Genomic DNA, 13,414 nt, shown 5'->3' with positions numbered 1-13,414 from the left:
TTGAAGCCGTGAGCGGTGGGAGAGACAGATGCCTGCAGTGCAGGAAACGATCGATCAGGTCCGTTTGATCGACGTCGATCAGTATAAGTACGGCTTCGAGACCGAAGTCGAAATGGAGAAGGCCCCGAAGGGCCTCTCCGAGGATGTCATCCGCTTCATCTCTGGCAAGAAGGGCGAGCCGGAGTGGATGCTCCAGTGGCGCCTCGATGCCTACAAGCGCTGGCTCACCATGAAGGAGCCGAACTGGGCACGTGTGTCGTACGACAAGATCGACTACAACGACATCTACTACTATGCTGCGCCGAAGAAGAACCCGTCGCCCAAGTCCCTCGACGAGGTCGATCCGGAAATTCTCAGGACCTACGAGAAGCTCGGTATCCCGCTGCGCGAGCAGGAGATCCTGGCCGGCGTCGAGCCCGAGCGACGGGTCGCCGTGGATGCGGTCTTCGATTCCGTATCGGTCGCCACGACCTTCAAGGCAGAGCTGGCCAAGGCCGGTGTGATCTTCATGCCGATCTCCGAGGCAATCCGGGAATATCCGGACCTCGTGCGCCAGTATCTCGGCTCGGTGGTGCCAGTAACTGACAACTTCTTCGCCACCCTGAACTCGGCCGTGTTCACCGACGGCTCGTTCGTCTACATCCCGCCGGGCGTGCGCTGCCCGATGGAGCTGTCCACCTACTTCCGCATCAACGAGAAGAACACGGGTCAGTTCGAGCGCACCCTGATCATCGCGGACAAGGGATCGTACGTCTCGTATCTCGAGGGCTGCACGGCCCCGAAGCGCGACGAGAACCAGCTCCATGCCGCCGTGGTCGAGCTGATCGCGCTCGACGATGCCGAGATCAAGTATTCCACGGTCCAGAACTGGTATCCGGGTGACGCCGAGGGCCGGGGCGGCATCTACAACTTCGTCACCAAGCGCGGCGATTGCAGGGGCAAGAACTCGGTCATCACGTGGACACAGGTCGAGACCGGCTCCGCCATCACCTGGAAATACCCGTCGTGCATCCTGCGCGGCGACAACTCGCGCGGCGAATTCTACTCGATTGCCGTGTCGAACGGCATGCAGCAGGTCGATTCCGGCACCAAGATGATCCATCTCGGCAAGAACACCACGAGCCGGATCATCTCGAAGGGCATCGCGGCCGGCAGGTCCGAGAACACCTATCGCGGTCTCGTCTCGGCTCACCGCAAGGCGACCGGCGCGCGCAACTTCACGAACTGCGACTCGCTCCTGATCGGAAACCAGTGCGGGGCGCATACCGTGCCTTACATCGAGTCGAAGAACGCGACCGCGGTGTTCGAGCACGAGGCAACCACATCGAAGATCTCGGAAGATCAGATGTTCTACTGCCAGCAGCGCGGCCTCTCGGATGAAGAGGCGACGGCGCTCATCGTGAACGGCTTCGTGAAGGACGTGCTGCAGCAGCTCCCCATGGAGTTCGCAGTCGAGGCGCAGAAGCTGATCTCGATCTCGCTCGAAGGCTCAGTCGGTTAATTCAGGAAACAACACGTGGGTACCCGGGACAAGCCCGGGCATGGCGAGAAAAGCTTCGAAGCCCGTCATGGTCGGACTTGATCCAACCATCCACGCCTAGAACAACGGAATATTCAGATGCTCGAAATCAAGAACCTGGTCGTCCAGATCGAGGACAAGCGCATTCTCAACGGCCTCAATCTCACCGTGAACAAGGGTGAAGTGGCTGCCATCATGGGCCCGAACGGATCGGGCAAGTCGACCCTGTCCTATGTGATCGCCGGCAAGGAGGACTATGAGGTCCTCGACGGCGAGATCCTGCTCGACGGCGAGAACCTGCTGGAGATGGAGCCGGATCAGCGCGCCGCCGCCGGCGTGTTCCTGGCCTTCCAGTATCCGCTTGAGATCCCCGGCGTCGCCTCGATGACCTTCCTGAAAGCCACTCTCAACGCTCAGCGCAAGGCGCGCGGCGAAGCGGAGCTCACCACGCCGGACTTCATCAAGCGCGTGAACTCTGTAGCCACCCAGCTTGAGATCCCGAAGGACATGCTCAAGCGTGCCCTCAACGTCGGCTTCTCTGGCGGTGAGAAGAAGCGCATGGAAATCCTGCAGATGGCGCTGCTCCAGCCATCCTTCTGCATCCTGGACGAGACCGACTCCGGCCTTGACATCGACGCCCTGCGCATCGTGTCCGAGGGCGTGAACGCCCTGCGCTCGCCAGACCGCGCTTTCCTCGTCATCACGCACTACCAGCGCCTTCTGAACCACATTGTGCCGGACACGGTGCACGTGATGCATAGCGGTCGCATCGTGAAGTCGGGCGGCAAGGAGCTTGCCCTCGAGCTCGAGGCGAACGGCTATGCCGATTACCGCGAAAGCGAGGCCGCTTAAGATGGCTGACGTCACTCTCATGAAGACGCCGGCGGAAACCGCGCTGGTGCAGGCATTCGAGAGCGCGAAGACGGCGTTGCCGGGCAACGGCGAGTCGCGGGCTCAAGCCTTCGAGCAGTTCACCCAGCGGGGCCTGCCGCACCGCCGGGTCGAGGAGTTCAAGTATACCGATCTGCGGGCGCTCCTGCGCGAGGTGGCTCCGTTCGCAGGCGTTCCGACGACCGACGAGGCCAGGGCTGCGCTGACAAGTGCCAAGGCACTCGCGGGCGTCGAAGCGCTTCAGGTGCCGTTCGTGAATGGCCACTTCGTGCGCGAGGCGGTGGACTTCCGCGCCCTGCCGGAGAACGTCGAGATCGTGCCCCTGGCCGAGGCTCTGGCGAATGGTCACGACTGGCTTGCGAAGCTGAGCCCTGTGCCGTGGGCGAACGACAATCCGGTCTACCAGCTCAACACGTCCTTCATGGCCGATGGCGTCATGATCCGTGTGGCTGGACCTGTCGAGAATCCGGTGCATCTGCGCTTTGTCACGGCTGCGGCTTCGGCCGTTGCCACCGCCACGCGCATTCTCGTTGTCGTGGAGGAAGGCGCGTCCGTGACCCTGCTCGAAACGCACGAGAGCACCGATGGCGCCAACCATCAACCGAACGACGTTGTGGAGCTGATCGCGGGCGACCGTACCAACATTCAGCATGTGCGCGTCAATGCCGAGGGTGACAAGGCGCTCGCCTTGTCGACGCTCGCCGCCAAGATCGGCGGCGAAGCCGTGTTCAACAGCACCAACGTCACGGCCGGCTCGGCAACCTCGAGGCACCAGGTCTTCGCCATCCTCGATGGCGAGAACACGAACCTGCGCGTCAACGGCGCGACGATGCTGAAGGGCTCGCAGCACGGGGACTCGACCCTCGTGGTCGAGCATGCGGCTCCCCATTGCGAGAGCCGCGAGCTGTTCAAGACCGTCATTGACAACGAGGCTACCGGCGTCTTCCAGGGTAAGATCATCGTTCCGCATCATGCCCAGAAGACCGATGGCCGCATGATGTCGGCGGCGCTCCTCCTCGAGGAGGGCGGCTCCATGAACAACAAGCCCGAGCTCGAAATCTTCGCCGATGACGTGCAGTGCGCCCACGGCGCCACCTGCGGCCAGCTCGACGAGGATCTCCTGTTCTACCTCATGGCCCGCGGCCTGCCGAAGAAGGAAGCCGAGAGCCTCCTGGTTCAGGCTTTCCTCGGCGAGGCGCTGGAGTTCGTGGAGAACGAAACCGTCCGCGAGTCACTCGTTGGCACGGTCGAGGGCTGGCTGAAGGCTCGCTCGTAATACCCGTCTCGTCATGGCCGGGCTTGTCCCGGCCATCCCGATCAGAAAGGCACGACGCTTCTCCGATCGGGATCACCGGTACGAGGCCGGCGGTGACAATGGAGGAGAACATCAGGCAATGAACGCTCCTGTGAAGCCATACGACGTCGAAGCGATCCGGGCGGAGTTTCCGATCCTGACGCAACAGGTCTATGGCAAGCCGCTGGTCTACCTCGACAATGCCGCCTCGGCCCAGAAGCCGCGCGCGGTGATCGACGCGATGGTGAACACGATGCAGACCGGCTATGCCAACGTTCATCGCGGCCTGCACCACATGGCGAACGTTGCGACCGAGGACTTCGAACGGGCGCGGGAAACCGTGCGGGAGTTCCTCAACGCCGAATCCGTCGACGAGATCGTGTTCACCAAGTCGGCGACGGAAGCCTACAACCTCGTGGCCGATTCCTTCGGCCGCATGGGGATCGGGGAGGGCGACGAGATCATCCTCTCGATCATGGAGCACCATTCCAACATCGTGCCCTGGCACTTCCTGCGCGAGCGGAAGGGGGCCGTGATCAAATGGGCACCGGTGGACGATGAGGGCAACTTCCTCATCGACGAGTTCGAGAAGCTCATTACGCCGCGCACCAAGATCGTCGCCATCACGCATATGTCGAACGTGCTCGGCACAGTGACGCCGATGAAGGAGATCATCCGCATTGCCCACGCCCACGGCATTCCCGCGCTGGTGGATGGGGCCCAAGGCGCGGTGCATCTTCAGGTCGACGTGCGCGATCTCGATGCGGATTTCTACGTCTTCACCGGGCACAAGGTCTATGGTCCAACAGGCATCGGTGTTCTCTACGGCAAGCGTGAATGGCTCTCGAAGATGCCGCCCTATTCGGGCGGTGGCGAGATGATCCGCGAGGTGCGCCAGGACGCGATCACCTACAACGACCCGCCGCACCGCTTCGAGGCGGGAACGCCGCCGATCATCGAGGCCGTTGGCCTCGACGCAGCCCTGCGGTTCATGATGCAGCTCGGGCGGGAGAACATCCAGGCACACGAAGCTGCGCTTTCGGCCTATGCCCATGAGCGTCTGGGTGCCATGAACTCGATCCGAATCATCGGCCGCGCCAGGGGCAAAGGCGCTATCCTGTCCTTCGAGATGAAGAACGCGCACGCCCATGACGTCGCAACCGTCATCGACAGGCAGGGCGTGGCGGTCCGGGCCGGCACGCACTGCGCCATGCCGCTCCTGGAGCGCTTCGGCGCCACCTCGACCTGCCGCGCCTCATTTGGCCTCTACAACACCATGCAAGAAGTCGATAAGCTGGCGGATGCCCTGCAGAAGGCGGAAGCCCTGTTTGCTTGAGGATTGACCTGTGAATGATATGACCCCGACCCAGGATGGGCCCAACGCGCCGCAGGTGTCCCCGGGCTCCGCGATTCCGCCGGAAGAGCTCGACCGCATGACGGACGACATCATCGCGGCGCTCAAAACCGTCTACGATCCGGAAATCCCGTCCGACATCTATGAACTCGGCCTGATTTACCGGGTCGACATCGACGACGAGCGCAACGTTACCATCGACATGACGCTGACCGCGCCGGGCTGCCCGGTTGCTGGCGAGATGCCGGGCTGGGTCGAAAACGCCGTGTCCACCGTCCAGGGCGTCCAGAACGTCCAGGTGAACATGGTCTTCGATCCGCCGTGGGACCAGAGCCGCATGTCGGACGAAGCACGGGTTGCGCTCGACATGTGGTAGGCTGGATCGGCTCATCATTTCACATTGCGTCACGGCCGGGCTTGTCCCGGCCGTTTTTCGTTCGACTCTCGCTGTCATTCCAAGGCGAGCGTGAGCGAGAGCCCGGAGTGACAGTGCGGCTCCTCAGGTCCGGTTGATGGAAACGCCGCCATCGACGAGGAGTGCCGTGCCCGTCGTGAAGCTCGAGGCATCCGAGGCGAGATAGAGCGCCGACCGCGCGATCTCCTCGGGACGGGCCCGGCGCTTCAGGGCGTGCAGGCCCTCGACGAAGGCCAGCGCCTCGGGGGTGCTCACCCAGGCGTCTGCCAGGGGTGTATCCGTGCCGCCGGGCAGCAGGGCGTTGACGCGGATGCCCCTTGGGCCGAACTCGCTGGCGAGAGATTGCGTGAGCCCGATCAATCCGGACTTGCTCGCCGCATAGGCTGCCACGCCGGGCATTCCGGCCGTGTAGCCGACGAACGTGGAGGTGAAGATCAGGGAACCTCCGCCGCGGTCGAGCATGGCGGGAATCTGGTACTTCGCACCCAGAAAGGCCGCCGTGAGGTTTACCGCGAGCGTCTCGTTCCAGCCTGCGAGCGATACGTCCGGTGTCGGCCCCATCTCGCCATTCGTGCCCGCATTGTTGAAGGCGATGTCGAGTCCGCCGAATTGGCGGATCGCCATGTCGACGAGCGTGCGAGCCAAAGCCTCGTCCCTGATGTCGCCGCCAACCGCAACGGCACGGCCGCCATCCCTTTCGATCTCGGCAACGAGTGCGTTCAACGCGTCGCTCCGCCGTGCGGTCGCGATGACGTTCGCGCCTTCCCGCGCGAACAATCTGGCAGTCGCAAGGCCGATCCCGGAGCTTGCTCCAGTCACGATGGCGGTCTTGTTCATAAGCGTGGTCACGGCGCGTCCCTTTCCTTCACGAGCTCAGTGCTCGGGACTGGGATCTCAAATTACCCATTCACTTCCGACCCGTTTTCTGCGCCCGATTCCTGTGATGAAAGCGAGATGGCGATGGAATGGCCGTCATGGGAAAGGAGCTTCCAATTTGTAAGAGAGGAGAAATGTTATAGATTGGGCGTGACGAACAGACGATCTGAGGGCGCTTCCCGAGGAGATCGCTCTTGAACACGCCTCACATGTCAAAGATCCTTCGGACCCGCTGCTGCATTGTCGGGGGCGGCCCGGCCGGTATGATGCTGGGATATCTTCTCGCCCGGCAGGGTGTAGAGGTTCTGGTTCTCGAGAAGCATGCCGATTTTCTGCGTGATTTTCGCGGGGACACCATCCACCCATCGACGCTGGAGGTCATGCACGAGCTTGGATTGCTCGATGAGTTTCTCTCCAGGCCTCATCAGGAAACCCGGACAGTCAGCCTGGTCGTGGGTGGCACAACCTTGAAATTGGGCGATTTCTCCCACCTGCCGACGCACTGCAAATTCATTGCGTTCATGCCGCAATGGGATTTCCTCGATTTCCTGGCCGATCACGCCCGCGAGTATCCTCATTTTCATCTGCGCATGCTGGCGGAGGTGACGGATCTCATCGAAGAGCAGGGCAGGGTAATCGGTGTACGGGCCGCGACCCCTGAAGGAGCTCTCGATGTGCATGCCGATCTGGTAGTGGCAGCCGACGGGCGGCGCTCAATCGTTCGCGAGAAGGCAGGCCTGGAAGTCATGGATATCGGCGCGCCGATGGATGTGCTCTGGATGCGGGTGTCCAAGCTGTCAGGCGATCCCGGCCAATTGCTTGGGCGCATTGAGGCAGGGCAGATGCTGGTCATGATCGACCGCGGACAATATTGGCAGTGCGCCTACCTCATTCCGAAGGGCTCGCTCGAGAGACTGAAGCAGGAAGGATTGGCGGCATTCCGCTCGAAACTAATTGGACTTGCTCCATTCCTCGGGGAACGCATCGAGGAGCTTCGGTCTTGGGACGACATCAAGCTGCTGACGGTCGCCGTCGATCGGCTGAAGCATTGGTTCAAGCCTGGTCTTCTGTGCATCGGCGACGCGGCCCATGCCATGTCGCCCGTAGGCGGAGTCGGCATCAATCTCGCCATTCAGGACGCGGTGGCGACGTCCAACATCCTGGGCCCGTCGCTAAAGGATGGGCCGGTGGGAGTTGAGCAGCTCGCACTGGTCCAGAGCAGGCGAGAGTGGCCCACGCGGATGACGCAAGGGCTGCAGGTCCTGCTTCAGAACCGGATGATCGATCCCATCCTCAACAGCAGGGGATCGGTCTCAGCGCCCTGGATCATCCGCTGGCTGGCGCAATGGCCCCTGTTCCGTCGGCTTCCTGCCCGTCTGATCGGTATCGGTTTCAGGCCGGAGCACGTGCGCTGACGGTACCGTGGCGCGAGCCTCGTGCGCCTCGGAATCATCCTGATCGTCGTTCACAAGGTCATCCGCCTCCGCGATGGAGGACAGCACCGGCGCGCGCGGCGCGTCGGGCACCGCGGCGAACATCGCACGGGCGATTTCCTGCTCTCCCATCACGATCCGGGTCGCGCCGTATTTCATCACATGATCTTCCTGGGCTGCGGAATGTACTCGCACGATGATCGGAAGATCCGGGTTTATCCCGCGGGCCTGCTCGACGACCTGGCCGCTCTCGAAAGCGTCCGGGATTGCGACCAGGAGACAGCGGGCCTCCTTGATGTTGGCGGCTGCGGCAACCTCCGGATCGGCCGCGTTTCCCACGACGAACTCAAGTCCACCTTTCTGCAGACCGGCCACCTGCTCCTTGTTGGTCTCGACGACGAGAAAGGGAATACCCATCGAGGCCATCTTCTCGCTGATGTACTTGCCGACCCGCCCATGTCCCACGAGGACGACATGGTCGCTGAGAGACGTGATCGGAAGTGGCTCGCGGGAGATTGCCGCGGCCGCGGCCTCGGCCGCAATCGCCTCCTGCTCCGCAGCGGCAGCCTCTGCATTCGCCTGGGCCCGTACGGCCTCCCGCTTCGCGAACCAACGGTCCAGGAGGGTGAACAAGAAAGGGTTCATCATGATCGACAGGATCGCGCCTGCGAGGATCAGATCGCGTCCTTCGGTCGGCAATATCTGAAGCTCGACTCCCAACCCCGCCAGAATGAAGGAGAATTCGCCGATCTGAGCAAGGCTTGCTGCAATGGTCAGCGCAGTCGTGTCGGGGTGGCGGAAAAGCCGGACGATGGCGTAAGCCGCTGCCGACTTGCCGATGACGATGATCAGGAAGGTTGCGAGAACGGGGCCGAAATCCTCGATCAGGATCATCGGGTCGAACAGCATGCCGACCGAGACGAAGAAGAGAACCGCGAAAGCATCCCGCAGAGGCAGGGTCTCGGATGCTGCCTGATGGCTGAGTTCCGACTCGCTTAAGACCATGCCGGCGAAGAAGGCGCCGAGGGCGAAGGACACACCGAACAGTTCTGCCGCGCCGAAGGCGGTGCCCAGGGCGATGGCCAGGACCGACAGGCGGAACAGCTCCCGCGAGCCCGTATGGGCGACATAATGCAGGATCCAGGGAATGACGCGGCGCCCGACGATCAGCATGATGGCGAGGAAAGCCAGGACCTTGCCAAGCGTCACGCCGAGGGAGACCGCAATGGATTCGAGGTCAGCCGAGGTGCCGGCGGTGGCGCTCGCGAAGGCCGGCAGCAGCACCAGCGTCAGCACCATGGCCAGGTCTTCCACGATCAGCCAGCCGACCGCGATATGGCCGCGCTCGGTCTCCACGAGGCGGCGCTCCTGCAAAGCGCGCAGCAGCACAACCGTGCTGGCGACCGAGAGCGCCAAGCCGAAGACGAGGCCCCCGCCAATGCTCCATCCCATCAGCAAGGCGAGGCCCATGCCGAGAGCCGTGGCGCTCGCGATTTGCACGATGGCGCCTGGAATGGCGATGGCTCGGACCGAGAGGAGATCCTTCAGCGAGAAGTGAAGGCCGACGCCGAACATCAGCAGGATCACGCCGATTTCCGCCAGCTGGTTGGCAAGCCCCTGGTCCGCGACGTAGCCGGGGGTGAAGGGCCCGGCGAGCACGCCGGCCAGCAGATAGCCGACAAGGGGAGAAATCCGGAACCGGTGTGCAAGTGCGCCGAGGCCAAATGCCATCACGAGGCCGATGACGATCGTGGATATCAGCGGCATATGATGCGGCATCGGCTTTCCTGAAACGGCGCGGCTTGTCGGGATGATCTCTCCGATATGGTCGAACTAGGCCGTTCAGGCAACCCGGAATGGTCTCGACGTTTGCCCTTCCAGCTCTTATCTATAGAGAAATGAACTCGTTCTGCCCGGGCCTTGAACCCGGCTGTCAGGAGAGAAGGCTTATGGCACTACCCGGATTCAAGGTCGTCACCTTGAGCGACGCGGCGGCGAACCGCGTCAAGGACATCATCGCTAAGGCGGACCGCCCCATCGTCGGCGTCCGCGTGGGCGTCAAGAACGGCGGCTGCGCCGGCATGTCCTACACCATGGAATACGCGGAAAGCATCAGCCCGCTCGACGAGGTGGTCGAGGACAAAGGCGTAACCGTGCTGATCGATCCCAAGGCCGTGCTGTTCCTGCTCGGCACGGAAATGGATTTTCAGACGACCAAGATGGCGTCCCAGTTCGTCTTCAACAATCCCAACCAGACATCGGCCTGCGGCTGCGGCGAATCGGTGGCGATCACGCCGGCCACCCCTGCGGCGCTTCAATCGGCCGGCTAAGCGATGGATGCCGAGGATCTTCGCGACATCTTCCGCGGTCTCGGCCCCGTTCAGATTCGCCGGATGTTCGGCGGGCAGGGCATTTATCAGGACGAACTGATGTTCGCCCTCGTCGCTTCCGGCGAACTTTACCTCAAGGTCGACGACGAGAGCGTCGGGTTCTTCCGCGACGTGGGCTCCCGTCCTTTCGCCTTCGAGATGCGCGATGGCCGTAAGAGCATCATGAGCTATTGGCTCATGCCCGAATCGGCTCTCGACGACCCCGATGAGGCGGCACAGCTTGCAAACATGGCCCTGGCGGCCGCCCGGAGAGCGAAATCCGCCCAACTGCGAAAAGGCGGCAAGGCCGCCCCGGGTCGGAGGGCTCGGAAGAAGGCGTCCGAGCCCGTTACCTAGTCTTCTTGGCCGTCACAGGCCGCATGAGGAAGGCGGGCACGTGATCGCCAAGGCCGATCACCGGCTCATCCGCGTCCTCGTCCCGGCGCGAGCGTCCCTGGTAGCCACGCTCCGGCGAGCGCTCGTTGCGCTCCTGTCGAGGCCTTCGGCTCTGTTGCTCCTCCCGCGGAGGCTGGGCGGCCCGGGCGACAGGTGCCTCTTCGCGAGGTTCCTCCGCATGTCCGCGGCTCCGGTCCGACGACCGCACCTTGACCTTGCGCCCGCGCGAGCGCTCCTCGCCCCGTCCACTGCGGCGGCGGGAGGAGCCTTCTGATTGCGGACGCTCGGCCAGGGTCGGCCCTTGCCATTCGACCGGCTGGCCAATCAGCTTTTCGATGGCAGCCAGAGATTTCTCCTCGCCGGGGCTCACCAGTGTGAAGGATTGACCCGAACGTCCCGCTCGGCCGGTGCGGCCAATCCGGTGCACGTAATCCTCCGCGTGATGGGGAATATCGTAATTGAACACATGGCTGACGGCCGGAATGTCCAGACCGCGGGCCGCCACGTCGCTGGCCACCAGGATGGGGATCTCTCCGGTACGGAAGCTGTCAAGCGCCGCCATGCGGGCATGCTGGTCCATGTCGCCGTGAAGCGCGGCCGCTGCAAAGCCATGCTTCTGCAGGGAGCGATGGAGTACGGCCACGTCGCGCTTACGGTTGCAGAAGACGATGGCGTTCTGGAGCTCGGTAGCGCCCCGGATAAGCTCCCGCAGCGTCTCGCGCTTCTCGTAATCCTCGCGACCGGTCGCCACGAGGCGCTGGATGATCGTCGAAGCCGTCGACGCGGCGCGGGCGACCTCCACCTTCACCGGATTGTGAAGGAAGGCGTCTGCCAGGCGCTGGATCTCCGGCGGCATGGTTGCGGAGAAGAACAAGGTCTGACGGGTGAAGGGCACGAGCTTCACGATGCGCTCGATATCGGGGATGAAGCCCATATCGAGCATCCGGTCCGCCTCATCGATCACGAGCAGCTCGACACCGGTCAGCAGGAGTTTTCCCCGCTCGAAATGGTCGAGCAGGCGCCCCGGGGTCGCGATCAGCACGTCGACGCCGCGGGTGATCTTGGCATCCTGGTCGCCGAAGGACACGCCGCCGATCAGGAGGGCGACGGACAGGCGATGGTTGATGCCATACTTGTCGAAGTTTTCCTCGACCTGGGCCGCCAGCTCGCGGGTCGGCTCGAGAATCAACGTGCGGGGCATGCGCGCCCGGGCCCGCCCGGATTCGAGCAGGGTCAGCATCGGGAGCGTGAAGGCCGCCGTCTTGCCCGTGCCGGTCTGGGCGATGCCCAGCACGTCGCGGCGTGCGAGGACGTGGGGGATGGCCTGGGCCTGGATAGGCGTAGGCTCTGCATATCCAGCGGCAGCGACGGCCTGTTGAACTTTATCGCTAAGTCCGAGTTCGGCGAACGACATGAATGCTAATTACCGTTGAGGGCTAGGCGCGCTCTAATGTGCCGGCCGCGCTCTACGGCAACAAACAGGCGCGAGACTGGTTTCACCTGAGGCTCTTGCTCAAGTTGAGGAGTGGCGGGACCATAGGACAAGCTATGCGCTTGTCAATCCAGGGAAACTTGCCGAGAGACGACAAAGGACAGTTTGAATGGCCGAAACACTTGTTCTGATTCCCGGATTGGCCTGTACCGCCCGGCTTTTCGAGCCCCAGATCACCGCCCTGTCAGCGGGGCGAACCATCGTCGTCGCGGACCACACGCAGGATGATTCGATTGCGGCGGTCGCTGCCCGGCTTCTGCGCGAAGTGCCTGGCAGGTTCGACCTCGCGGGGCTCTCCATGGGCGGATATATTGCCATGGAGGTTGTGCGCCAAGCGCCGGACCGGGTGGAGCGGCTTGCCTTGCTCGATACGAGCGCGCGTCCCGACGCCCCGGAGGCCAGCCAGGACCGGAAGCGGCTGATCGCGCTGGCTGAGGCGGGCCGATTCGAGGAGATCCATTCCGCGCTCTGGCCGCGTCTCGTCTATCCCGATCGGCAGAATGACCGAACTCTGCAGGACATCATATGCGGGATGATGCGGGAAACCGGCGCCGAAGCCTATATCCGACAGCAGAGGGCGATCACGGCGCGCTCCGACTCACGCCCTTTGCTTCCGGGAATCGAGATCCCGACTCTCGTGCTGGTCGGGGAGGGAGACGCCATTACGCCGCCGGAAATTGCCCGGGAGATGGCCGAGATAATCGAGTGGGCTTCTCTGGTAGTCGTTCCTGAGGCCGGGCACATGTCGACTCTGGAGCAGCCGGAGCGGGTAACCCAGGCTCTGCGATTGTGGCTAGGCCAGGGTTAACCATGGATCTGCCGGCGGCTTGCGAGGCTCCTGAGAACTATGGTCAATGACTGGTTACCGGCCCCGCCGGAGGTCCGTCGCCGGTTGCGACGTGTGAATAACCGTTTGAAGTAACAGGTATATTTGCGATTGTTGATTGTGGAGAACGGATTTTCGCCACCGGCAGTGCGGAGCGTAGATCCGCCCATCTTCGGTTGCGGACGCGAAAAGCTGCGCTTCTCGCCTTAACTGTGGCAGGAAAGTGACAGACGCTTGGTGAAGTCTGGGCTACAAGCTGCGTCACATCCTTCTAACAGACGGACCAAGACAAATGAAAAAGATCCTCCTCTCCTCGGTTGCCCTGCTCGGCCTCGCCACTGGCGCCATGGCTGCTGACCTTCCCTCCCGCCGCGCTCCGGCTCCGATCGTTGCTGCCGTTCCGGTGTTCACCTGGACGGGCTTCTACGTCGGTGTGAACGCCGGCTACGGCTGGGTTTCGGATGACCGCATCGTCGATCCGGTTTTCGGCTTCACCGGCGGTGATGACGAAGGCGGCTTCGTCGGTGGTGGCCAGATCGGCTACAACTA

At 62.9% G+C, this 13,414-nt stretch carries 12 protein-coding genes and 1 pseudogene; 10 read left to right on the top strand and 3 right to left on the bottom strand.

Annotated features, from left to right (window positions below; translation table 11 throughout):
• The first annotated feature begins 28 nt into the window (after window positions 1–28).
• The 5 genes from sufB to KHP60_RS09350 all read left to right on the top strand — a co-directional run bounded on the left by sufB (window position 29) and on the right by KHP60_RS09350 (window position 5,434).
• Complete coding sequence (gene sufB, locus KHP60_RS09370) at window positions 29–1,501, top strand: Fe-S cluster assembly protein SufB (protein WP_213563634.1); 1,473 nt, start codon at window positions 29–31, stop codon at window positions 1,499–1,501.
• Between the two features lie 117 nt (window positions 1,502–1,618).
• A complete protein-coding gene (gene sufC / locus KHP60_RS09365; protein ID WP_213563633.1) occupies window positions 1,619–2,371 on the top strand; it encodes a Fe-S cluster assembly ATPase SufC in 753 nt (250 codons plus the stop codon).
• A 1-nt stretch (window position 2,372) separates the two neighbouring features.
• Window positions 2,373–3,686, top strand: coding sequence for a Fe-S cluster assembly protein SufD (sufD, locus tag KHP60_RS09360; protein WP_213563632.1), 1,314 nt, complete (start codon window positions 2,373–2,375; stop codon window positions 3,684–3,686).
• A 118-nt stretch (window positions 3,687–3,804) separates the two neighbouring features.
• On the top strand, window positions 3,805–5,040 hold the full coding sequence (locus KHP60_RS09355) for a cysteine desulfurase (RefSeq protein WP_213563631.1): 1,236 nt from the start codon (window positions 3,805–3,807) through the stop codon (window positions 5,038–5,040).
• 19 nt (window positions 5,041–5,059) lie between these two features.
• Complete coding sequence (locus tag KHP60_RS09350; RefSeq protein ID WP_213563723.1) at window positions 5,060–5,434, top strand: SUF system Fe-S cluster assembly protein; 375 nt, start codon at window positions 5,060–5,062, stop codon at window positions 5,432–5,434.
• Between the two features lie 123 nt (window positions 5,435–5,557).
• Here KHP60_RS09350 and KHP60_RS09345 read toward each other — a convergent pair whose 3' ends face one another.
• On the bottom strand, window positions 5,558–6,322 hold the full coding sequence (locus tag KHP60_RS09345; RefSeq protein ID WP_213563630.1) for an SDR family oxidoreductase: 765 nt from the start codon (window positions 6,320–6,322) through the stop codon (window positions 5,558–5,560).
• Window positions 6,323–6,558: 236 nt separating this feature from the next.
• Between KHP60_RS09345 and KHP60_RS09340 the strand changes: the two genes are divergently transcribed.
• On the top strand, window positions 6,559–7,764 hold the full coding sequence (locus KHP60_RS09340; protein ID WP_213563629.1) for an FAD-dependent oxidoreductase: 1,206 nt from the start codon (window positions 6,559–6,561) through the stop codon (window positions 7,762–7,764).
• Here the strand turns inward: KHP60_RS09340 and ybaL are convergent.
• A complete protein-coding gene (gene ybaL / locus KHP60_RS09335) occupies window positions 7,663–9,561 on the bottom strand; it encodes a YbaL family putative K(+) efflux transporter (RefSeq protein WP_213563628.1) in 1,899 nt (632 codons plus the stop codon). The two genes, KHP60_RS09340 and ybaL, sit on opposite strands and share 102 nt — an antisense overlap.
• Window positions 9,562–9,731: 170 nt before the next feature.
• Here ybaL and KHP60_RS09330 point away from each other — a divergent pair, with 170 nt between their 5' ends.
• Window positions 9,732–10,112, top strand: a complete 381-nt coding sequence (locus tag KHP60_RS09330; protein WP_213563627.1) for an iron-sulfur cluster assembly accessory protein — start codon at window positions 9,732–9,734, stop codon at window positions 10,110–10,112.
• A gap of 3 nt (window positions 10,113–10,115) precedes the next feature.
• A complete protein-coding gene (locus KHP60_RS09325; RefSeq protein WP_213563626.1) occupies window positions 10,116–10,508 on the top strand; it encodes a TfoX/Sxy family protein in 393 nt (130 codons plus the stop codon).
• Here KHP60_RS09325 and KHP60_RS09320 read toward each other — a convergent pair.
• Complete coding sequence (locus tag KHP60_RS09320) at window positions 10,501–11,961, bottom strand: DEAD/DEAH box helicase (RefSeq protein WP_213563625.1); 1,461 nt, start codon at window positions 11,959–11,961, stop codon at window positions 10,501–10,503. The genes KHP60_RS09325 and KHP60_RS09320 overlap by 8 nt on opposite strands.
• 187 nt (window positions 11,962–12,148) lie before the next feature.
• On the opposite strand from KHP60_RS09320, the gene KHP60_RS09315 reads away from it, so the two are divergent.
• Both KHP60_RS09315 and KHP60_RS09310 read left to right on the top strand, forming a co-directional pair.
• Entirely contained in the window at window positions 12,149–12,847 is a 699-nt protein-coding gene (locus tag KHP60_RS09315) for an alpha/beta fold hydrolase (protein WP_213563624.1), read from the top strand.
• Between the two features lie 310 nt (window positions 12,848–13,157).
• Window positions 13,158–13,414 (top strand): annotated as a pseudogene (locus KHP60_RS09310) (porin family protein); the annotation flags it as partial.

Source organism: Microvirga sp. 3-52 (assembly GCF_018383585.1).
GTDB lineage: Bacteria > Pseudomonadota > Alphaproteobacteria > Rhizobiales > Beijerinckiaceae > Microvirga.
Note: the sequence above shows the minus strand (reverse complement) of the source record. Positions and strands in the feature narration are given on the sequence as shown.

Coding starts and splice junctions, on each gene's coding strand:
- sufB (WP_213563634.1), top strand. CDS start 29: ATGCCTGCAGTGCAGGAAACGATCGATCAGGTCCGTTTGATCGACGTC.
- sufC (WP_213563633.1), top strand. CDS start 1,619: ATGCTCGAAATCAAGAACCTGGTCGTCCAGATCGAGGACAAGCGCATT.
- sufD (WP_213563632.1), top strand. CDS start 2,373: ATGGCTGACGTCACTCTCATGAAGACGCCGGCGGAAACCGCGCTGGTG.
- KHP60_RS09355 (WP_213563631.1), top strand. CDS start 3,805: ATGAACGCTCCTGTGAAGCCATACGACGTCGAAGCGATCCGGGCGGAG.
- KHP60_RS09350 (WP_213563723.1), top strand. CDS start 5,060: ATGACCCCGACCCAGGATGGGCCCAACGCGCCGCAGGTGTCCCCGGGC.
- KHP60_RS09340 (WP_213563629.1), top strand. CDS start 6,559: ATGTCAAAGATCCTTCGGACCCGCTGCTGCATTGTCGGGGGCGGCCCG.
- ybaL (WP_213563628.1), bottom strand. CDS start 9,561: ATGCCGCATCATATGCCGCTGATATCCACGATCGTCATCGGCCTCGTG.
- KHP60_RS09330 (WP_213563627.1), top strand. CDS start 9,732: ATGGCACTACCCGGATTCAAGGTCGTCACCTTGAGCGACGCGGCGGCG.
- KHP60_RS09325 (WP_213563626.1), top strand. CDS start 10,116: ATGGATGCCGAGGATCTTCGCGACATCTTCCGCGGTCTCGGCCCCGTT.
- KHP60_RS09320 (WP_213563625.1), bottom strand. CDS start 11,961: ATGTCGTTCGCCGAACTCGGACTTAGCGATAAAGTTCAACAGGCCGTC.
- KHP60_RS09315 (WP_213563624.1), top strand. CDS start 12,149: ATGGCCGAAACACTTGTTCTGATTCCCGGATTGGCCTGTACCGCCCGG.